Origin of the sequence: Cesiribacter sp. SM1 (genome assembly GCF_020178975.1) — a bacterium.
Lineage (GTDB): Bacteria > Bacteroidota > Bacteroidia > Cytophagales > Cyclobacteriaceae > Cesiribacter.
This window is the reverse complement of record NZ_JAHXBU010000094.1, coordinates 232,461-254,035: the sequence shown is the minus strand read 5'-3', so window position 1 is coordinate 254,035 and position 21,575 is coordinate 232,461. Positions and strand designations below refer to the sequence as shown.

14 protein-coding genes are annotated in these 21,575 nt (G+C 41.2%); 5 read left to right on the top strand and 9 right to left on the bottom strand.

The features are described from left to right. The first annotated feature begins 121 nt into the window (after positions 1 to 121). The 4 genes from KWJ01_RS25240 to KWJ01_RS25225 all read left to right on the top strand — a co-directional run bounded on the left by KWJ01_RS25240 (position 122) and on the right by KWJ01_RS25225 (position 6,691). Positions 122 to 910, top strand: coding sequence for a polysaccharide biosynthesis/export family protein (locus tag KWJ01_RS25240; protein ID WP_224999912.1), 789 nt, complete (start codon positions 122 to 124; stop codon positions 908 to 910). 12 nt (positions 911 to 922) lie between these two features. After that, positions 923 to 3,271 carry a tyrosine-protein kinase gene (locus KWJ01_RS25235; protein WP_224999911.1) on the top strand — a complete coding sequence of 783 codons (2,349 nt, stop codon included), beginning with the start codon at positions 923 to 925 and terminating at the stop codon, positions 3,269 to 3,271. Continuing rightward, positions 3,268 to 4,695 (top strand): lipopolysaccharide biosynthesis protein, encoded by a 1,428-nt coding sequence (locus KWJ01_RS25230; RefSeq protein WP_224999910.1) that lies wholly within the window; start codon positions 3,268 to 3,270, stop codon positions 4,693 to 4,695. The genes KWJ01_RS25235 and KWJ01_RS25230 overlap by 4 nt, the downstream gene beginning before the upstream one ends. Positions 4,696 to 4,783: 88 nt before the next feature. Next, the gene (locus KWJ01_RS25225; RefSeq protein ID WP_224999909.1) at positions 4,784 to 6,691 is read left to right on the top strand and encodes a glycoside hydrolase family 55 protein; all 1,908 of its coding nucleotides are present in this window, start codon (positions 4,784 to 4,786) and stop codon (positions 6,689 to 6,691) included. Between the two features lie 82 nt (positions 6,692 to 6,773). Here the strand turns inward: KWJ01_RS25225 and KWJ01_RS25220 are convergent, their stop codons facing one another. From KWJ01_RS25220 to KWJ01_RS25180, 9 genes are all read right to left on the bottom strand, one after another. Then, entirely contained in the window at positions 6,774 to 8,249 is a 1,476-nt protein-coding gene (locus tag KWJ01_RS25220; RefSeq protein ID WP_224999908.1) for a hypothetical protein, read from the bottom strand. After that, the gene (locus KWJ01_RS25215) at positions 8,200 to 9,480 is read right to left on the bottom strand and encodes a glycosyltransferase family 4 protein (protein ID WP_224999907.1); all 1,281 of its coding nucleotides are present in this window, start codon (positions 9,478 to 9,480) and stop codon (positions 8,200 to 8,202) included. The genes KWJ01_RS25220 and KWJ01_RS25215 overlap by 50 nt, the downstream gene beginning before the upstream one ends. A gap of 144 nt (positions 9,481 to 9,624) precedes the next feature. Further along, complete coding sequence (locus KWJ01_RS25210) at positions 9,625 to 10,725, bottom strand: glycosyltransferase (protein WP_224999906.1); 1,101 nt, start codon at positions 10,723 to 10,725, stop codon at positions 9,625 to 9,627. Between the two features lie 127 nt (positions 10,726 to 10,852). Further along, positions 10,853 to 11,962 (bottom strand): acyltransferase, encoded by a 1,110-nt coding sequence (locus KWJ01_RS25205; protein WP_224999905.1) that lies wholly within the window; start codon positions 11,960 to 11,962, stop codon positions 10,853 to 10,855. A gap of 327 nt (positions 11,963 to 12,289) precedes the next feature. Beyond that, a complete protein-coding gene (locus tag KWJ01_RS25200) occupies positions 12,290 to 13,354 on the bottom strand; it encodes an NAD(P)-dependent oxidoreductase (RefSeq protein ID WP_224999904.1) in 1,065 nt (354 codons plus the stop codon). Between the two features lie 118 nt (positions 13,355 to 13,472). Beyond that, positions 13,473 to 14,648 (bottom strand): glycosyltransferase family 4 protein, encoded by a 1,176-nt coding sequence (locus tag KWJ01_RS25195; RefSeq protein ID WP_224999903.1) that lies wholly within the window; start codon positions 14,646 to 14,648, stop codon positions 13,473 to 13,475. A 146-nt stretch (positions 14,649 to 14,794) separates the two neighbouring features. Then, a complete protein-coding gene (locus tag KWJ01_RS25190; protein WP_224999902.1) occupies positions 14,795 to 15,745 on the bottom strand; it encodes a glycosyltransferase in 951 nt (316 codons plus the stop codon). A 97-nt stretch (positions 15,746 to 15,842) separates the two neighbouring features. Then, positions 15,843 to 16,595, bottom strand: coding sequence for a WecB/TagA/CpsF family glycosyltransferase (locus KWJ01_RS25185; RefSeq protein WP_224999901.1), 753 nt, complete (start codon positions 16,593 to 16,595; stop codon positions 15,843 to 15,845). A gap of 30 nt (positions 16,596 to 16,625) precedes the next feature. Then, complete coding sequence (locus KWJ01_RS25180; RefSeq protein ID WP_224999900.1) at positions 16,626 to 17,987, bottom strand: exopolysaccharide biosynthesis polyprenyl glycosylphosphotransferase; 1,362 nt, start codon at positions 17,985 to 17,987, stop codon at positions 16,626 to 16,628. A gap of 927 nt (positions 17,988 to 18,914) precedes the next feature. Between KWJ01_RS25180 and KWJ01_RS25175 the strand changes: the two genes are divergently transcribed. Further along, entirely contained in the window at positions 18,915 to 21,425 is a 2,511-nt protein-coding gene (locus tag KWJ01_RS25175) for a TonB-dependent receptor domain-containing protein (protein ID WP_224999899.1), read from the top strand. Positions 21,426 to 21,575 lie beyond the last annotated feature (150 nt).

The following is a 21,575-nucleotide window of genomic DNA, read 5'->3' as shown; positions in this document are numbered from 1 at the left end:
TATTAATTACTAGAGGTTCAACTTTAAGGTAACAAGGTTTTTTGTTGCCAATCTAGCTTGTATCTTTGAAGGAAATTTTAGCACTTATCTTTTCTGACTTATCAATAACCCAATACCTGAGATGGATTTCTACTCCAAGTCCTCTGTATACCTGTGCCTGCTGGTGTTGCTACTTCTGGGCAGTGCATGTGTGCCAAATAAAAAACTTGTCTATTTCTCTGATCCAAAGTATAATACAGAGACATTAACGCCTATAACGAATCAACCTGGTGCCTACAAGTTGCAGTCAAGGGATATTCTGTCCGTTAGAATAAAGACACTTGATACAGAATCATCGGATTACTTTAATATACAGCCCGAAAACAGCTTTTTTAATATCAACCAGGCGAGCGTATACCTCAATAGTTATTCGATTGACGATAATGGCAGCATTACATTGCCAGAGGTTGGGCCTTTACAGGTGGCAGGTTTAACAGTTCCAGAGGCGCAGCAGAAAATACAGGAAGCGTTTAGTGTTTACCTGAATAAAGCTACTATCCTGGTAAAGCTGGTAAGCTTTAAGATTACCATATTAGGTGAGGTCCGAAATCCTGGGCACTTTTATATCTACAACAACCAGCTGACAGTGTTGGAAGGGCTTGGTATGGCGGGAGATCTTACGGACTTTGGTAATAGGGAGAACATAACCTTGTTAAGACAAACGGATACGGGTGTGGGGGCAGTAGTGGTTGATCTGAAAAATCCTCAACTACTTTCATCAGAATTTTACTACCTCCAGCCTAATGATGTGCTTTATGTGCAACCCCTGAAAGCCAAGGCTACCAGGGGTAATCTTAATACTTTAAACGTACTTAGCGTGATATTCGGAGCTGTTTCAACAGCTATACTGGTACTGAACTATGTTAACTAATCTGCTGCTGTGATGGAAGATATTGATGTAAGGATTATTCTTAGAAAATTGCTGCGTAATTGGTATTGGTTTTTATTATCAATGCTTGTTACGCTTACGCTGGCTGTAGTATACCTGGCAACTACAGAGAAAAAATACCTTGTTGAAGCCTCTATTCAGCTAAAGGACCAAAGTCTAAGTGATAAGGGGAACTCGCAGGAAAAATTTTTAAGTGGCTTTGAATTGCTGGACTCCGATCCTGAGATAGAAGATGAAATCGGTATTCTTACTTCTTACTCTATGATATCTGGAAGCCTGAAAGAACTTGGTTTTGAAATTGCCTATCATCAATATCCTGCAATGCTGGGTACTTTAGGGAAAATGTTTTCAGAAGAGCTTTACCCAGCTCCCTTTAAGCTGCAATTAAATCCTGATGCGTGGCAACTTACCTATCAGCCTGTTGATATTACCTTTCCTGACAGTAAGCATTACAGGGTTAAGATATCTGCAAAAAAGCAGCCTCGATATCTACTTCATCCAAAAACACAGGAGATTGTTGAGAAAGTTTTTGCCATTGAACTGGATACAGTTTTATCGATACAGGATCCACTGCGTCTCCCGTACCTGAATATATCAATAGATACTGTAGACTCTCTGGCACTGGATCTTGATCAGGCATACTACGTAACTCTCTCCAGTTTAAATGATGTTACTGAGCATTATCATAAAAAACTGTTTTACGGCCAGATTTCTGATAAGTCAAACATTGTTAAGCTAAGCCTGCAAAGTGCAACACCGCAGAAAGATATCGTCTTTCTTAAGATGCTAAGCAGTATGTATATCAACAATGATCTGAAGAAGAAAAACCTGCTTGGGGAGAAGACTATAGAGTTCATCGATTTTCAGCTGCAGGGAGTGGCCGACTCTTTGAGAGGGGCAGAAAACAAGCTGCAGGCCTTTCGTTCTAGAAGTAATGTGGTAAACGTAGAGCTTACTTCCAAGACTTTAAATGAACAGTTGTTTGCGCTGGAAGAAACAAGAGAACAACTGCTGGTGCAAAATAAGTATTATCAGTACATGTCTGATTATCTGGCCAGCAATGATGATGTAAGCGATGTAGTTGCTCCTTCATCAGTTGGTATTCACGACGAGCTGCTGAACAGTCTGCTGATACAGCTCTCAAAACTAAATGAAGAGAAGATAAATAAAAGCTTCAGTTCCAGCAAGCAAAGTCCGGTGATACAAGTGTTGGATCGGAAGATCAGCTCTACCAAGCAAGCACTGATTGAAAACATAAGTAATCTTATAGGGGCTAATAAGATAGGCCTGCAGGAGAGCAACAGACGGGTAGCAGAATTACAGCAAACCATTAGCCGCTTACCCGAGAATGAGCGAAATCTGACAGATATTAACAGACGCTTTACTTTTAACGACAACATATATAATTACCTCTTGCAAAAAAAGGCCGAAGCAGGAATAGCCATAGCATCAAATATTCCTGATAAAACCATTGTAGACCCACCTCATATGATCGGCAAAGAGCCTGTTGCCCCAAATAAGGCCTTTGTTATGCTGGTGGCTTTACTAGCCGGTTTAATTGTTCCGGTTGGCTTTATCTTCAGCAGGGATTTCTTTCGGCCAAAGGTGGAAACTAAGGACCAGCTGCTGAGCTGGACGAATATTCCGCTGATTGATCAGATATCATATGTGAAGGGTGATGAAAAGTCTAATCAATATGCAGGAGATGGGTACCTGGCACATGCCTTTCGTTACATACGTCAGCACATTGGGTTTTTGCAGGTGAGCGAAAATATTAAAGTTGTAGGAATCACCTCATCTACCAGTGGAGAAGGAAAAACCTTTTGTGCCACTCATCTGGCGCTCTCCTTTGCCAGAGTAGGCAAAAAAACACTTTTGATAGAGGCAGATCTTCATTTGCCTAAATTATCGGGTTATTTCAAAGTGAAGACAAGTCCGGGCATTAGTGATTGCCTGTTGGGGGGTAGCAAGCTGCTGGTCCAAAAAACAGAAGTGGAAAACCTGGACCTGGTAGCAGCAGGAACTCCAGTTGAAAATGCCTCTGACCTTTTGAATCATACCAGCCTTGATCTGCTGGTGAGTACGCTTAGGGAGAAGTACGACATCATTATATTCGATACGCCACCAGTTGGTTTGGTGGCAGACTATTTGATACTAAGTAAGTATTTTGATTATACTTTGCTAGTAGTGCGGCATGAATTTTCTGGTAAAGAGCAAGTTCAGCGCCTTGATAAGCTGGTAAGAGATCATCACTTAAATGCAGGCATTGTTTATAATGGATCGGTAGCGGAATCTACCTACAAAGGCTACTATAAAAAGGTGGCCAAAAGAAGCAAGCAATGAGTTTAAGGCAGAAATCAATAAAAGGAGTAGTATGGTCTTTTACTGAGACAATCGGAGTTAGAATCTTCTCTGTTTCGATCTATTTTTTGCTGGCTAAGATTCTAGGGCCAGAGCCTTTTGGCTTAGTGGCATTAACCAGTTCTGTAATATTTTTTACTTCATTGGTCATTGATCAGGGGTTTGCAGAGGCTCTTATCCAACGGCAAGACTTAAAGAAAGAACATCTCTATTCTGCATTCTGGGGAATATCCATTCTGGGTTTTGTTTTCTTTTTGCTGATGTTTTTATCAGCTCCCGTGATCGCTTCTTTTTACAAGGAGCCCATGATGGAGGATATTCTTCGCGTTCATGCCTTCAACTTTATCATTGGTTCATCTGGTCTGGTGCACAGGGCAATATTGATGAAGAACTTCAATTTTAAAGTTGTAGCGTATGGGCGTATTGTTGGCATTGTACTCGGGGGGATAGTTAGCATTGTTATGGCTTATAATAACTTTGGAGCCTGGTGTTTAGTGGCACAACATCTTATCTTTTCTTTTGTGCAGACTGTTACATTTTGGATAAGCAGTGGATGGATTCCTAAAATATACTTTTCATGGAAACTCTATAAAAGCTTATTTTCCTTTGGCTCCAAGGTGTTGGCAACCCGAATGATAAGCAACTTTAACCAATACTCATACAACCTCATCATTGGCTACGCCTTCGATACCACAGTGTTAGGGTATTTTTCCTTTGCATTGAAGGTTTTTACAACAATCAGTGATGTTGTAAATTTATCAGTATCCAAAGTTCTGCTGCCGTTATTCTCCAATATTCAGCAGGACAGGAAAAGGCTTGAAATTACTTTTTTCAAGGCATCATATTTGATGCTATACTCTAGCCTTCCACTCTTTATAGCCCTGCTGGTTTTTATTCCTGATCTCATTGAACTTACTTTCGGGACTGCCTGGGCACCTAGCCGGGATTGCATGCAAATACTGGCTATTTCTGGAGTAAGTGTGATGATATTGTGTATATACGAAAGTTTCCAGATTGGTATCGGCAAGCCGGAAAATAACATTACAATCAATCTGATCAATTTTAGTGCAGGGATCATTAGTCTTCTGCTCCTGATGGATTTTGGACTGACAGGTGCCGCCTGGAGCTTTGTTATAAAATACTTTGTTTCGTTTGTGTATATTTTGTGGTGGCTGAACAAATCTTTTGAGGAGATAAAGAGCTACATTTTGAATATTGCAAAGCCAATAATTGTATTTTCATTTATTGCACTGCTCATTGTTGCTGTTAGCCCTTTTTTCCAGAGTACACTACCTTATTTAGTGATCTATAAAGCGCTGATGTGGATGAGTTTAAGTCTGGTTGCTATTCTTATATTCAATCCTGATCTGTTAAAAATGAGCCTTGGGCTTATCAGCAAAAAATAGAAGCAGATCATTCACATAAAGTAAAGAAGAACCTGTTTATGGTGTCTTCCGCAGCACTTTTCTTCTTATCTGTTTGAATCCAAAGGCAATGATAATTTTTGAAATAAGATGCTTTTATATTATTTCGCTTGTCTTGTTCTTTTTACCCAATAGTGTTAAAGCACAGCTTATTAGCTATCCAAAAAGTTTTGAGTTAACCCATGTGCCACATTATACAGGCTTTAATGTTAGTGATGCAGGAGGCTTTTATAACGTAAAAGATTTTGGTGCTAAGGGCGATGGTATTAGTGATGATACAAACGCCATACAGGCGGCAATGGATGCAAACAGGGCGGGAGCAAATTTTCAACAGAAGCCTGATTATTTTTTCCCGCGTCCTAAAACTCTTTATTTTCCGGCAGGTACCTACCTGATTTCCGATGCCTTGCAATGGGAGGGGCAGGCCATGATGCTGATGGGGCAGGGGCAAGGCATCACCACTATAAAATTGAAAGACAGTGCTAGAGGGTTTTCAGATATACACCATCCAAAGGCATTGGTAAAGACTCCGGCTGGAAATCAGCAGTTTCATAATTATATCAAAGATCTCACTATCTGTACGGGGGCGGCAAATCCGGGAACTATTGCTATTGATTTTGTGGCAAATAATAGTGGCGGAATCATCAATGTAGGAATAGTGTCCGAAGATGGCTTGGGTAGCACGGCCATTAGCATGATCAGGGAGTTCCCAGGGCCCTGTCTTTTACAGAATGTATCTATAAAAGGTTTTGATTATGCCATTCAGTCCGGAAAAGCAGATTACAGCATTACGCTGGAAAATATCTTCATCTGTCAACAGAATATTGCAGGTGTTAAAAATGACGGAAACATTCTGATCATCCGCAAATTAACCAGTGATAATTCAGTTCCTGCTCTTTTAAATACCAGTAAGCATGGGATGATTGTGGTGCTGAATAGTAGATTTACTGGAGGAAGTCAGGAGCAAAGCGCTATTGAAAATCTGGATGGGTGCCTTTTTGCCCGTGATATAATTGCCAGCGGATATTCTACTATACTCACTGATCGAGGTAATAAAATCAGAAAATTAAGTCTGGAAGAATATGTTGTTGGAGAAGTATACAGCCCACACGCCAATGCAAGGTATTCTTTAAGGCTGCCTGTTGAAGAAACACCAGTTTATCACGAAAAAGACACCTCCAGCTGGGCATCTCTTTCGTCTCCAGGATGGTATGGCGATACCCGTAACTGGCAGAAGATAATTGATTCAGGGAAGTCTTCCATCTGCATCAAAACCGGGACCTATATGGTGAAAAGTAAAAATTATACCATACCCTTAGGTGTACATAAAATAAATGCCTTTGGCGCAGTATTTAATGGCAATGGTTCACAGGCAATGAAGTTGATAATTAAGGAGGGTGATGAAAGCAGTCCGCCGCTCTTCATTGAACATATAGGGTATGGCGTAAGCATAGAGCATCTTTCAAAGCGTCCTCTTGTAATCAGGCACAGCAGAATAGAAGAGTATGTGGCTTCTGCTGATGCCGGAAATGTATACCTGGAGAATGTAGAAATACATAAACCAGTTACCTTTTACAAGGGGCAGAAGGTATGGGCAAGGCAGTTTAATAATGAAGCATGGAATACTGGCAAAATTTGGAATAAAGGAGCTGATGTATGGATCATGGGTTTGAAAACGGAAAGAAGAGGATATGCAATAAAAACTACTCATAAAGGCAGAACTGAGCTCTTGGGAGGCTTGCTCTATCCGGTAGAGAGGTTTGATGATGATCTTGAGGCAGCATTCATATGTGAAGATGCAGACCAGTCACTAATTTTTGGCGTCAGCGCTTACAGTCCGAACGCAATGTATCCGATCTTGGTCCGAGAAAGCAGAAAGGGGATTATTAGTGAATTAAAAAGGAACAGACTGCAAAATAATCGGTTCATTCCCCTCTATGTGAGTAAGGATGATCAAAAAAGAGTAGAAGAAAAATAAGTTCAATTTATGGAGATCCAAAAAAGGCACGCCTTTTCTCTTCCAAGACTCACTGACAATATTAGCCGGACCCATAAAACATTTAACGCAATACTATTTCCTGGTGGTGAGGCCTGGCTTCAGGCTGTTCCACAGGTTGAAGGGCATCTAATTTCGCTATATTTAAAAATGAACGCATTACCAGAATAAGTAAAATTCCTACAAATATTCCTTGTGAGGTTTCATAGTAATTTTCGTATAAGCCAATCAAAAACAGGAATAGAATGATGGAGGTACAACCAAAGGCAATTTGTTTTAGTGTGGTTTTATTTGCCGATGATGTAACTCTTCGGTACTCCCTCTTTAAGAGGAATACCTGGTGAAAAATAACACTTAAAAGTAGTAGCAGGCCCAGGCCTCCAAATTCAGTATAAACTGATAATATTGAGAAGTAAGGCCGCGCCATGGTAGAGGTTGCCCAGGAAGTTGACTCTCTTATGGCTATCTTCTGTATTCGTAACCAGTGAGACAGTACATGTTGCCTATAGCTGTCTGAAATCCCGATGTTTAAGAAGGGCAGGCCTGTGAAAAAGTCTGACAAGCTAAAATAAGAACCAGAAGCAATAATTCCGGTTCGGCTAGAATACTCCCCTGGCCCCATGCCAACCAAGTGCATGGTGGGATATTGATTGCCCAAATCATTTACTGCAATTATGACTGCCTGTGATTTTGGAGTTTTTCCGTTTATAAAACTATCGTAGGCATCCAGAGAATTAGCCCACACCTTAGGATCAAGGGTTGCGAACAATGACAGAATGATGGCTATGGCTGTGAAAAACAAAGCCAGCGTTTTAATTCTAAATAGTAATTTTGTGCCCTCAAATATAAAGTAAGTAATGGATGTAGCTAATATAAAGCTATAGAACACATGACCTACAGAAGCTAACAGAAGTGCAATAATTCCTATGCCATAGTGTATGATGAATCTTTTGTTTTTATACACAAAGGGAAAGCAAAAAATAAGCAGGCACACAATATTGATCGCAAAGAACTGGTTACTGAATCCGGAGTGTCCATATATAAACGAGAATGGATTAATAGTACCCTCTACAACATCGCCGGAGCTAGAACGAATGATAATGGGGGCTAATATTTTTTGCATAATTCCCCAGCATCCCTCAAACAAGATCACATAAATCAGGAGTTTGGCATACTTGTCATAGCTGTACTTCTCTGAGGTTAATAGCGCAGGGAAAACTAAAACAATAAAAATAGAAGCATAGCTGACAAACGACAGGATGCCATTTGAGACATTAAAATCTGATCCTATCTGAGCATTGTAGAATTGGTAAAAGAGTAACACAAGTCCCCACCAGATAATCAGCAGCACCAAGCGTTTAAAGCTACTACCGCTTTTGCTTCTTGTAATAAACCAAAAAGCGCAGAGAAAAGGAATTATTAGTCCAATAGCCTTGGATGGAGACAAACACAGAAGTAGAGCAATGATGAACGCCTCAAAAAATGGTTTGTCATACAGCTGCAGGCTGCTTCCAGCTTTGCTTTGTGCCTTTGCTTCCATGTAAACTTATTGTTTCGTGAATGAGCTGATAATTATTTTCAACCACTTTATCCCAGGAAAACTGGCTTGCCCGTAACAGGGCATTTTCTCTCATCCTGCTGATGCTTTCCGGCTTAGAGATTAGTGAACTGATCTCATCAACTATTTTTTGGATGATATCATCTTCAGCAAGATCTTGTGTAGGAATAACACGGCCACAGGCTTCGTTTATGATTTCCTTTGGTCCTCCCAAATCCAGGCAAACCACGGGCAATCCATGAGATAGCGCCTCTACTGTTACATGGCCACTGGAATCATGCATGCTCGGGAAAAGAAAAACATCGAAAGATTCGTACATCAGAAAAAGCTTTTCCTGTTCAACCCTTGGTAACCACTCTATTTTATCCAGGACATTATGGCGTGTGGCTGTTTCCTTAAACCATTGTTCTTCCGATCCGGAACCAACGATCGTAAAAGTGGTGGAAGGGTGCTTTTTCAAGATTTGCGCATATGCCTTAATAGCTAAATGTACCCCTTTCCAGTACTCTAAACGACCAGCAAACAGTATTTTAAAAGATTTGTCATCTCTTGAAGTAGTCTTTCTCTCCTGATTATGGCTTAATTCAATGCCAACTTCCAGACTTACCCTGCATTTGTTATGAAACCTGTCTGGGATGTACCTTAAATTGTCACTGGTTTTTAAAAGTATAAGATCTGTAGTCTGATAAGTGAGGTACATCAAAGGGTTGATAAGAGCTGATAAATTTGCCCAATGCCTTAGTTTTTCTTTTAGCTTATACCTGAAAGGTAATTTTCGCTGTAACTGAGGTGTGCTTGTTTCTCCTCCACCAACGGGTCCCAGGATAAATGGCGGGGTCAGAAGTCCCAAAAAAGCAGGGGTTCTAAAAACACCGATGGTTATCAGGTGTATTAAATCTACTTCATTATCTTTCAGTATATTTCTGACACAAAAAAAGGCACTTATCTGCCAGAAAAAGTAGTAAATATGGGCTAGGGGTCCTGTTTTTCTATAAAGTGGTTTTTTTATCCACAAGGGCAATCTGTGGTAAACGAATGTAGTATTGGCTGGTATATCTCCTCCCTGATTCTCAATGTCATTTCTACATTCATCATTCGTAAGCACTGTTACTTGATGTCCCTGCTTGCTAAGCTGTTGCGCAAAATTCCAGCCAGCAGCATGCTCACTTCCGAATTTTGGCCGACAGGCATAAGCTGACAACAATATTTTCATTTGTTTGAATTTTTTGTGAAAAGATTCTTATTGCCTATCAATCAATAGATAAGTGAGTTAAATACATTGCAACTTTCTGCAACTTTATTTACCAAACCATGGATGTTTGTGGTAGGCTGATAAAGCAAAAATTAATTATGTTCCTTAAACACTGGATAGTGCTCGTTCCATTGAATCCATAAATCTATTGATTTGAAACGTTTCCTCATAAATTTGCCGACCTTTAGTTCCCATCTCAATCCTTAATTTTTGATCTTCGATAAGTAAACTAAGCTTGTTTTTTAACTGATCAGCTGATTTTATTTTTACCAGAAAACCTGATAAACCGTCTTTTACAATATCTGGTATGCCTCTCCATTCCGTAGCTACAATTGGCAATCCAAACATCATTGCTTCTACAGCAACATTGCCAAAAGATTCTGATTCAAAATAGGATGGAAAACAGAAAATATCTGCTGCATTAAAATGAAGCCATTTTTCCTCGCCTTTTTTTACACCCAGAAAGTTTACAGTATCTTCAAGATTGTTATTGCGACAGTAGTTAATGGCCGTGACTCTGAATTTTTCAGAGTTAAACTCTCCAATTATATTCACCCTGATTTTATATCCTGCTTCTAATAGCATTTTTGTTGCTTCTAAAAGCACCATAATCCCTTTGGTTTCTTGCACCACGCCAACATAAAGAATGGTAACAATTTTTTGGCTTTGCCTAACGATCGGAATATATGGTAACGCGGCATCCTCCAGTCCGTTTGGAATGATGGAGACTTTTTTTGCTTTAAAGTATTGGCCATCATCCGGATTCAACGCCGATAACTGTATGGCCAGCTCCGGTTTATTATAAATAAGAGTGGCTGCTTTTCTAAGGACGTATGGCTGGTTTCTGACAATCTCCGATACTCCTGCAGCCCGAAAGTGAAAAATGGTTTTTGAAAAAAATGTTCGTAGAAAGAACAGGATAAAAATGTCTCTTGCAATAGGGGTAAAGTTTGAGCCTCCGGGCATATAGTACAAGGTATTGATTCCATACCGGAAACGAAAATACAGTGCGCGCAATACCACAGAAAACATATGCAACACCTTGCCAACCTCAAAAGTACCCACCGATTTCATGGATTTTGAAAACGCCATTCTGACATGATAAACCTGCAATTCAGTAAACTTTGCCTTCACCAGTCTCTCAGTCATCATTGCCTGGCCTCCATAGGGAGGAGGGGTAATGCCCACAATCAAAATTTTCTTCATTGGATCATGCAGTTATATCAGACTTCTTAGGAAGATTATATGATTTTATAAGATACATAGTGGTGTTGGCGTAATTGCCTGCCTTACTTTAAACTCTGGGTAGAAGGCTTGCCAACATTTATTTATTCTATGCAAGAACTTCGGGTTTAGCAACTTTGGCTTTCTTGAATTGCCAATTTTTCATTGAGTAGTAGATAGGGTATTCAATAAGCTTATAATAAACAATTGAAATCACGATAGAGCTTCCAATCATTATGGCAATAAGCATCGGATCCGAAAACATTAAGTACTTATTGAGCATTGCTACGATGGTGTATACCGGATAATGAATCAGATATAAGCAATAGGTAGCATCTGCAAATAACAGCATTTTCTGGTTGAGATTGAACGGATTTCTGTTAAGAACCTTCTGGGTATATGTTTCATAACCTGCAAAGCTGGTGATTATGAAGAAACCTGATACACCAAAAACAAGAATTGACATCGTGCTTGTTTCCCATAAATAGTAATTGCTCAAGAAGGATACAGAAATATAACCAAGCACACTTAGGAGTGGGTATAAGGCAGATTTAAAGAAAATGAAGTGTTTTTTTGTAAGCCATGCCGCTAATACTCCAAAGGCGAACAAGAAATTAAATTCGCTAAAGTAAAAATCAATCCCCCATGAATTTGTGGTGCCGTAAAGTGCTGATTTGGTCAGAGACATTGTCAGCGCAATTATTGCCAGTGAAATTCTGATGGATCTGCTCTGAATAATAATAAAAAGCATAAAAAATGCGTAGAACTTTATCTCATGGAAGAGTGTCCAGGCCGCAGGAATGATAGGGTTGCCTTGCATGAAGCCAAAGTCGATCAGAGTGAAAGACTGAAATATGTATGGAAGGCTGTATTTGTATTCCTTTACTTCTCCCGATGTTAGGAACATGGCAAGAACAACAAACGTAGTGAGGATCCAGTAGGTAGGGTAAATTCTGGTAAACCTCTTCCATGCGAACAACTTTCCTGTGTTGAATCCTAAACCTAAATCTTTATGGTGTGCTACATACATGACATACCCGCTTAGGACAAAAAAAAGGTGCACCCCACTCTTTCCAAAATTAAACATTGATTCAAAGCTATGGATTTCATATTTGGAAATATAGATGGAGCTGATATGGTGTAAGAGCACAATCAATGCTGCGAATATTCTGACGCTCTGAAGGGAATGAATCATGCTTACACGCTTCTTGATTTCCATGGTCGCGATGGTGGTTTAGAGGGTGGTTGCTGCTGGCAGCTTTTACTTCAAAAGGTGACGCTGCATATTTGGAAGTATACAGTTGTATTTTATTCAACCAGCTTCTGCATGGGCTGGAAATTTGCTGGAAGAATTCATCACAACATCTACATATTAACTGGTTTTGTATCTCTTTTGCTGTATCTGTAAAAGAGTAGAGTCCGAACTTGCAGAACTTACGATGAAGAGGGGTAAAGATTTTCAGTATACGTTTCCTTCTTTAATTTTCTGCTTTGGTTAAGTTCTTTTAAAGTCATTCTTTAATGCTTAATGTCCAGGAGTGTAAGTTTATCTTGTATGTAATTCTTCAGGAATTTCTATATCAATGGTTTTTTTCTTGGGATGGGCTATATTTTTACTCTCCATCTTGTACCAATCAACTATTTCCTTTACGCCCTGCTGCATAGTATATGGAGGAACACCAAATATCTCATATGTTCTATCTATTGGTGTAGTGTAATCCTGTGTCATACTGTTAAATCGTGTAGAAGAAAGCGGAAATGGAATGTTGATATGTTTCAATAAGTCGCCTGTTAAGGCAATACCCTTAACAACTGCAGTAGGTAATATTCTTGCTCTTTTCCCCGTTAGTTCCTGTGAAATAAGTTGTACCCAGTCCAGCAGATTAATTTCTTTATCGCCAACATAAAAAGCCTGTTGGTGTACCTTCTCCTGTGGGGCATTCATTATTTGCTGAATTTGCCACACTACGTTCTTTACATAGCCATAGGCCCTAAATACATTTTGCTTGGAAGGATGGAAGTACAGGCCTCTCTGCATAACTTTAAACATAACATCTCTATATCGGAGCGACCAAGGCCCCCATATGGTTTGTGGTCGGATGATTGTCCAGGTACAACTTAAGTTGGCTTCACGGATGTACTGCTCGCTTAGCATTTTACTTACGCCATACAGAGTGAATGGCATATAATCCTGATCATGTTTTGGTAAATAGCCTGCTTTACAGACAAACATGGTGGAGGTAAATATAGCGCGCTCTACACCAGCTGTATTACTGATACAGCTCAGTACATTTCTTGTTCCTTCAGTATTTTGTATATACTCATTTAAGTTTCCGTCCAGCTCATATATATCAGTATCTGTTCTTGCAGCCAGATGAATAACTACTGTTGGCTGAAAAGCAGAAAAAATTTCTTGTAAGGCAGCTATGTCCATGATGTCACACTCCTTCCAAAAAACGCTATGCTTAGGATTCAAAGGTGGGTTCCAATCAACATTCAAAAATGTAATTCCGTTATCGAGGAGGTACTCTATTAGATTAGTGCCGATAAAACCAGACCCTCCTGTTACTAATATTCTAAGGCTGCTTTTGTTGATCAGAGGATAGCTCATTTCTAATTGTTTATTTGTATAAAATAATTGTCTGGCTGCATGTATTTATAAATTATTCCACACAGGAACCATCGTTCTTGCAATTCTGTGGAATGTTTATCATTTAAAATTGAGTGCTCTAAGGTAAGGCAGCTGACTCTAATGATTGAACGTTATTTATCATACTCCCGTAGTGGTGGTTTCTTTTAAGGAGTTGAAGATATAGATTATAAGTTTCGGTAACTATCTGGCATATGGAGAACTTCTGCTTTGCCAGTTTCTTTAATGCCTCACCGTCTTTTAAGACATTTTGAGTTCCGGATATATACTTAATGATGCTATCTGCAGCTTTATCTGCATCGTTATTATTTACAACCAGCCCTGCTTTAGACTCCACAAATAGTTTGGACAATGAACAACCCTCGCTTATGATTACTGGCTTGCTTAGAAGCATAGCCTCCACAACAGAGATGCCAAAGGTTTCCCAGTTTGACATTTGCACATATGCGGTAGCATCTTTTAGTACCTGTACTTTCTTATCGCCATAAACAGGTTCTTTCAACTCTACATTTTTCAGCTCTAAGGATTCTATCAGCTTAGCTAGTTTTAACTTATCCTTTCCTTGTCCGTACAGGTGCAGCTGAATATTATTATCATGATCTTCTACTCTTTTAAAGATTCTGATTAGCTTATCCAAACCTTTGTGGTAGATGTCATAACGGCCCAAGTACACCAATACCTGTGCGCCTTTTTTTTGCTGTGGCTGTATATTTTCCTCAACAGGAATAAGTACAGGGTTGGAAATTACCTTAGTAGGCACGTTCTGGGATATTTTTCTTATGTCGGCAATTTCATTTTCAGATACACAAATCACACTTCGGGCGTTGCTGAGAAGATGCTTTTCGAACAGCTGAATGTATAATTTTTTAAGGATGCTGTTCTTCTTCAGAATCCTTTTCTCATAGCCTCCATGTGGTGTTATCACGTAAGGGTATCCCTTTTTTCTCAATATTTTTTGTATAGGTATGAAAAATGGAATAAATACGCTGTGAAAATGGAACAAGTCAATCTGATCAGGATTTGCCTCCAGAAAGTCAGAAAGTTCATCTGTAATTTTCAGTGGGAGTAGGCCTTTCCTGAACCGTCGGTATACCATTCCTTCGTCTGTAAAATTGGTAGTACTATCAGATACTTCATAAAAAAATACTTTTACGCCTATCTGATTTAACCCTGTTGCAAGATTATGAGCAGCAAAATTTACACCATTTACCACTTCCTTTTTTTGAAGAAATCCGATAAATGCTACATTTATCATAAGCTCTAATATTATGGTGCCTTATAACCTTATGTTTTAATTGCTAATTCTCCAGTCAGTAAAACTTTCTGTAGAAAAAGATATAGGTTTTATAAAGGCAGCATAGAAGTTCCTTTTCTTAATTTTTAATATACCTTATAGCTCAGTTAAAGAAGCCTAAGTGTTCTGAATTTTTGATTCAGTACTTTAAACAGTACATATTTAGGTCTTAGAAAAATGGAAGCCAGCAGGTAGAGAATAAAATGAAAATAGTCTCTTTCTCCATAAGCATAACCTGCCAGTCTGTAAAGGTGACCTCCAAACTCTTTACAGTATAAAGCAGTTGTTTTAATATATGAGGTTTGCTTCTGCTCGGTAATAAACTCACTGATTGCAAGAGGCTGCAAGTGCTTTCTGCGCCTCCTTATGTTGGCTATTATCCATTTTTTTTGGAGCATGAGTGGCAGCATCAGAAAAGTAGCTGAGCTTTTGTGTATTCTGTACTTCATTAATATCTCGGGCATCACCACTGTGTAGTAACCATGCTCCAGCAGCCTGTTCCAAAGATCTATGTCTTCTGCAATCTTAACCTCCTCGTTGTACCCCCCTACGGCCTGTACTGGTTGCTTCAGGAACATAGTGCCAGGGTTGAGGCAGAATATTATTTTATCTTCTTTCAGGTATCTGTTACAGTCTTCAATGGTTAAGATGTCGCTGTATGTTCTTCCTGTAATATTATCCTTACTGTTAATGTAGTAAGCCAGGCAGCTTACAGCGCTTATCTCAGGATGTTTTAACAAAAATTGATACTGCTCTTCCAGCCTGTTCGGTAGCATGATATCATCTGCATCCATGCGTGCTATAATATCACCTTTGGCAAGTTCAATGCATTTATTTGAGGCTTTTCCAACTCCTGTGTTTTCCTGATAGAAGTATTTCACTCTTCCATCTCTTTCGGCATAGTTTTGTACTATATCAGCTGTTCTATCAGTGGATCCGTCATCAACAATTATAAGCTCGAAATGCTTATAAGTTTGATCCAAAACACTCTCAATTGCTTTTGCTATGTATAACTCAGCATTATAGGCCGGAATTATTACAGAAATAAATTGGCTCATACGTTTACGAATCGCTCCTGCTAGAAGAGCAACGATTGAATTGCAAATAATTAGTATTCATCACTTCGCCCCCTTTTCTTAATGCTAATGAAGTGGCTTAATTATCCTGTTGAAACAAAAGACTTTTTCCCGCCAGCCATAAAAACCTGCTGTTGCCCACCAAATACCGCTTCCACAGCCTCTTGGGCTCTAAATACAACCTGTAAGCCCATTCCAGCGACAGATCTCTTGCCCATTTTGGCAGCCTTTTTTCCAGTCCTGCATAGGTGAGGAAAGCCTGCCCCAATCCCAGCATGCAGGCTTGAATTTTTCCCTTGTGTTCATGCATCCACTTTTCCTGCTTGGGGCAGCCCAGCGATACAAAAACAAGATTGGCCCCGGAGGCATTGATCATGTCTACTACCTCTTTATCTTCTTCGGGAGTTAATGGGCGAAAAGGAGGAGAGTAAGCTCCAGCAATTGTTAATGCAGGAAGTTCCTCCCGGGCTTTTTGGGTGATGGTTTCCAGTACCTCATTTGTTGAGCCATAGAAAAAAACCGACAGAGCTCTTTTTTCGGCCTCTCTTAAAATATCCGGAAATAAGTCCATTCCACAGGCGCGTTCCTGCTTGTTTTTGTAGTGTAGGTTCATCAAAACAGAAAGAGGCCGGCCATCCGGCGTTACTATATCTGCCTCGTTCACTACCTGGTTGAAGCTGGGTATCTGGTAGGCATCCATTAGCATATGTACATTCGCAAAGCATACATAAGATGACTTTCTTGCATCCGCTAACTGGATTATATCATGGAGGTACTGCCGGTAGCTGGCGGCAGTAACCCAGGTATTGAAAAGTTTAACTTTTGGGAGCATGCGTATAGGTGTTTTAGGTGTAGAAAGGGCTTAATAGGCTTTATCTTCTCCCTTCACCATATTTACCACTGTCTTACCAATTATTTTCATGTCTAGCTCCAGGCTCCAGTTCTCGATGTATTGCAAATCATGCTCTACCCGTTTCTTCATTAAAATAGTTTCCTTTGTTTCGCCCCGGAGCCCACTAACCTGGGCAAATCCTGTTATGCCAGGTGTTACCCAATGTCTCTGGGTATATTCTTTTATTTCTTTCGGATATTCCTGTAAGTGAACGAGCAGGTTAGGTCGTGGCCCTACAACAGACATATCGCCTATCAGCACATTGTAAAACTGCGGTAGCTCATCAAGGCTGGTCTTTCGTAGAAAAGCGCCTACCCTGGTAATGCGGCTGTCATTTTTTGTAGCCTGCTTTTGTTGATCGCTGTCTACCTTCATGGTGCGGAATTTGTAGCACCAGAACAGTTTATTGTTTTTGCCAGGGCGTAACTGTTTAAAGAGTACAGGCCCCGGGGAACTAAGCTTAATGGCCAGTGCAATAACAGGAAAAACAGTAAAAGAGAGGAAGAGCAGTACAATAGCAGAGAATATTACATCGAAAGCTCTTTTGATCTGATGATTCTCAAAAAGTTGTAAAGGCACTCTTCTTGAAGCGATAATAGGGATTCGGCTGTCATTGAAAAGCAATGTGTCCACACGTCTGCTAAAATCTATGCCATCTAAATGAGGTACGATGCCCAGGAATATAAAATGTTCATCGGCAAACTGCATCAGATCAGCAAAGAATTGCTGCTGCTGGTCTAAGGCATAGTAAATCTCGTTAACATTGTTTTCCAGGCAGTATTGTTTAACACCTTCCAGGCTACCCAGGTGGAAAGGTACGTCTTCCAGGCGGGTGGGAATATGATTATCAAAAAAGCCAAGATACTGAACAGGCAGTGATGTAGTGGTAAGGAAGTATCGGCTAAGTTCTTTGCCTCTCGGGGTGTTGCCAATGATGATCACATTTTTACGGTGTGGCGACATATGGCGGAGTACCTTGTAAATGCGGTGCATAAACATGCGCGCTATTACAATGGTGACTACCGAAGCCAGGGAAAGCGATAGCAGTGTTCCAAGCGGAAGCGTGCTTTCGTGACGCAACCCCATCGAAAGCAGCACAAGAGCAAGGTAAATAATGCCAGACAGGAGGGATCGGATAATGATCTTTTTAATCCTGTCAATGTTTTCTACCTGGTAAGTCCCGGTCATTAAGCTAGCCAGGGTCCAGCATAGCGCCAGGTTTACACTCACCAGCAAATAGTCCTGGGCATCTATACCTAGGTTCGGCCAATAGACTTTTATCTGGTTAAGCAGAAAAAGGATGATCCCAAAATCAATGACCGATAATGCCATTGGAATCAATGTGGTATACTGGTACTTTCTTGACCTCTGATAATCAGGAGAGAGCATACTTTATATGATTAGTAAAGTACAAAAATGCAATTTCAGGAATAACATTACATGATGATTTTAGCTTCTGCGGAGGAAGTAAATTCAATGCAATATAGCAACGAGCATTAATAATTTGCACTTATTTAGGAAAAAAAGTTAAAAAAAAGCCATTTGCTGTAAAAGAAACACCTGTCTCACTGCCTTTTGCGGTGAAGATTGGTCTTGTATTTTAAGCTTACATTACATAAAACAGCCCTGGAGTTGCTTCTAGCGCATATACTCTATGTTATTATAGCCGAAAGGCTGGTGGTAGGTTGAAACTAAATCAGTGCTCAAATTTTTTTTGGAAATAATGTTGACTAAGCTAACGGTTTATATACTAGTAACTAACGTTCTGTATATAACGTGTTCTGAAAAAAAGGCCGGAAGAAAGGCTGACTTTTGACAGGGAGGTGCCTGGCAGTGAAACTTGCCGGCCACTATCTTTCTGCTATCCGGCGCCAGATCCACGAGTGCCTGGCGGAGGTCCTGGTCCAGCAGGTCGCCTCCATCAACTCCGCCTCCTGCTGTGCAGAACCCACTGTGCCGCACACCAAAGTTCTGGATGCCATATCCCCGGAAAGCTGTACGGCTGCTACAACCGCAGCAAGCAGGCGCAGGCCTTGTCGACTCCGGTCTCCATGAAGTGTCCGAAAAGAATTACAGGGCCTGGCAAGCATAACCAACAGGGGTGTATGGGCTTTATCAAAGAGCTGGTTGCCAGATTTTTGTAAAATAACAGCGGTGCAGCTGCAATTTGTTAAATATTTAACAATAATTAACCTTATCTTAAGGTCTTAGACAAAAAGCTTTTTTACCTTAGCAATCGTTACCAAAGCCCCGCAGCGCATGAAGCATTTTTTCGTCCTTCTGTTAGGTCTCATTGTCTGTACCTATACCGCACATGCGCAGTTCCCGGGAAGGGGTGCTGCTACAGTGAAAGGTGCCATAAGCGGACGCCTGCTGGATACGCAAACAGGCGCGCCTATTCCCTATGCCACTGTTATTCTTTTGATGGCCCAAAGCCCGCCCAAGCAGCAGGCACCTGCTGCAGATACAGCTGTTTTCAATCCCTGGAAGCAGGTAAATGGCGCTCTTACCGAAGAGGATGGCAGCTTTAAGCTCAAGGATGTTAGCCCTGGTGATTACAAGCTTGAAATCTCTTTTCTGGGGTACGAAAAAAAAAGCTTTGAGATCAGTACAAGCGGTGCAAAACCCGATCATGATCTGGGCGCTATAAAACTGAGCGTTTCTGACAAGGTGCTGGATGGCGTAACAGTAACAGGCCAGCAGGAGCTGATTGAAAACCATGTAGATAAGGTTGTCTTCAATGTAGAAAATGATCCCTCACTTTCCGGAGGAGATGCCACGGATGTGCTGCGTAAAACACCTATGATGTCGGTAGACATGGATGGCAATATTTCACTGCGGGGCAATAGCGGCGTGCGCCTGCTGATTAACGGTAAGCCATCCTCCCTTTTTAGTGGCAATGTTGCCGAGGCACTCCGCAGTATCCCGGCTGATGAGATCAAAAAAGTAGAGGTGATTACTGTTCCCACAGCCAAATACGATGGAGAGGGCTCCAGCGGCATTGTAAACATCATTACCAAGCGCAAGGGCATGGAAGGCTTTAAGGGAGATGTAAACCTGAACGCAGGTATTCGGGCAGTGGGCGGAGGCGGTAGCCTTAACCTGGGCAGGGGCCGCTTTGGACTTAATGGCAGTATGTTTGGCAATTACGGATTTGAGCGAAGAAGTGGAAATAACCTGTACCGCGAAACCTACGGAGATAATCCGCAGCGCCTGCTCCAGGACGGAGAAGGCCGGAGCTCCTTCAATTTTTTGTCGGGCAGGATAGGTGCCTTCTATGACTTTAATGCCTACAACAGCCTGAATACTTCTGTGAGCATGCACGGATATTCCAATGATAATATTTCTCAGACCCTTAGCCAGCGGTATAGCGCTGGCAGTGCAGAGCCTTTTGAGGAAATTATTCGCAACAGCCTGATGGAAATGAGTAACCGCTCCTTCGACTGGACAAGCGATTACCGGCGTACTTTTGAAGGCAGTGAGCGGGAGATTGCCCTGGCATTCCAGATGTCGGGAAACCTTTCCAATACCCTGAACCGCTTTACGGAAGAGGGAGATCGCTCGCTTGCCAACAACAATACCAACGATGGCGATAACATGGAGTATACCTACCAGCTGGATTATACTGAACCTTTTGGGAAGTGGGGAAAGCTGGAAACCGGGGGTAAGGCCATGCTGCGGCGCCTCACCAGCGAATTTACTGCATTTGTTGGCCCTGGTATAGGGCAGGATCAGGAAATTGACCCCCGGCAGTCGGACAGGTTCAGGTACGACCAGGATGTGGTCAGTGCCTACTCTTCCCTTAACTCCAAGCTAAGTGAGAAGTGGGGGCTGGTTACCGGGCTGCGCTATGAGTATACCCGTATTGGTTTCGAGTTTAGAGATAATCCCCTCAACGCCAGCAATGAGTACAGCAGCTTTTTGCCCAGTGCCATTGCCAGCTATAACATCAGCCAGATGACCAGCCTGAAGGGATCCTACACACGCCGCATACAGCGGCCTAGTTTGTACTACCTCAACCCATACCTGCGCCAGTCTTCCACCCTTTTTATTTCCCGGGGCAATCCAAAGCTTGATCCTGAAATCACCGATCAGCTGGAGCTCTCATTTAACACCATGATCAAGGAAAATGTGGTAAACCTTTCTGTTTTTTACCGCAATACACAAGACATGATAGAATCGTACAGCACACTGGAGCAGTTTGAGGGAGACACCGTTACCTTAAGTACCTACCTCAATGTTGGCAGCAACCAGTCCTTTGGTGCAAACGCCTTTACAAACATAAAACTCACTAAATGGGCCAGCCTGTTTTTGAACGCAAATTTAAGTACCTACAATGTATCCAGTGCTGCACTAGACAGGAGCAGGCGTGGTGTAGGCTTCAATAGCAACACTGGTTTTAACTTTAAGTTTGACAAGGGCTGGAAAGCAAATACCTTTTTCTATTACCGTAGCGCACAGCCAACGTTCCAGGGGCGCAGTCCGCAGTACATATTCATGAACTTTGGTATTTCTAAAGACATCCTGAAGGAAAAAGGCTCTGTTGGTCTTTCAGTTGCTAACCCGTTCAGGGATTATATGGAGTTTGAGTCCGAAATAAGCGGCGACGACTTCTACCAAACCTCTGCCTGGCGCTTTCAGCAGCGCGACATACGGTTAAGCTTCCGTTACAGCTTTGGCGACATGAAGTTCAGCCAGCGCAACCGTAGGTCCAAAATCTCTAATGATGATATGAAAAGTGGTGGCAGCCAGGGTGGCGATGGAAATTAATGCCTGCTGCACTTTTTGTGCATAAAGCACCTCTGCAGGTAGTATAAGGGCAGGTATTTGGTATGCTGACCCTTAAAACTGCGTTAGTACATCCGGGTTTATAACAGAACAGCCGAGGCTCTGGCCCCGGCTGTTTTTATATTAGCTATA

Bases quoted from the DNA above. Each gene is read 5' to 3' on its own strand.
- KWJ01_RS25240 (WP_224999912.1), top strand. From the start codon at position 122: ATGGATTTCTACTCCAAGTCCTCTGTATACCTGTGCCTGCTGGTGTTG.
- KWJ01_RS25235 (WP_224999911.1), top strand. From the start codon at position 923: ATGGAAGATATTGATGTAAGGATTATTCTTAGAAAATTGCTGCGTAAT.
- KWJ01_RS25230 (WP_224999910.1), top strand. From the start codon at position 3,268: ATGAGTTTAAGGCAGAAATCAATAAAAGGAGTAGTATGGTCTTTTACT.
- KWJ01_RS25225 (WP_224999909.1), top strand. From the start codon at position 4,784: ATGATAATTTTTGAAATAAGATGCTTTTATATTATTTCGCTTGTCTTG.
- KWJ01_RS25220 (WP_224999908.1), bottom strand. From the start codon at position 8,249: ATGGAAGCAAAGGCACAAAGCAAAGCTGGAAGCAGCCTGCAGCTGTAT.
- KWJ01_RS25215 (WP_224999907.1), bottom strand. From the start codon at position 9,480: ATGAAAATATTGTTGTCAGCTTATGCCTGTCGGCCAAAATTCGGAAGT.
- KWJ01_RS25210 (WP_224999906.1), bottom strand. From the start codon at position 10,725: ATGAAGAAAATTTTGATTGTGGGCATTACCCCTCCTCCCTATGGAGGC.
- KWJ01_RS25205 (WP_224999905.1), bottom strand. From the start codon at position 11,962: ATGGAAATCAAGAAGCGTGTAAGCATGATTCATTCCCTTCAGAGCGTC.
- KWJ01_RS25200 (WP_224999904.1), bottom strand. From the start codon at position 13,354: ATGAGCTATCCTCTGATCAACAAAAGCAGCCTTAGAATATTAGTAACA.
- KWJ01_RS25195 (WP_224999903.1), bottom strand. From the start codon at position 14,648: ATGATAAATGTAGCATTTATCGGATTTCTTCAAAAAAAGGAAGTGGTA.
- KWJ01_RS25190 (WP_224999902.1), bottom strand. From the start codon at position 15,745: ATGAGCCAATTTATTTCTGTAATAATTCCGGCCTATAATGCTGAGTTA.
- KWJ01_RS25185 (WP_224999901.1), bottom strand. From the start codon at position 16,595: ATGCTCCCAAAAGTTAAACTTTTCAATACCTGGGTTACTGCCGCCAGC.
- KWJ01_RS25180 (WP_224999900.1), bottom strand. From the start codon at position 17,987: ATGGCATTATCGGTCATTGATTTTGGGATCATCCTTTTTCTGCTTAAC.
- KWJ01_RS25175 (WP_224999899.1), top strand. From the start codon at position 18,915: ATGAAGCATTTTTTCGTCCTTCTGTTAGGTCTCATTGTCTGTACCTAT.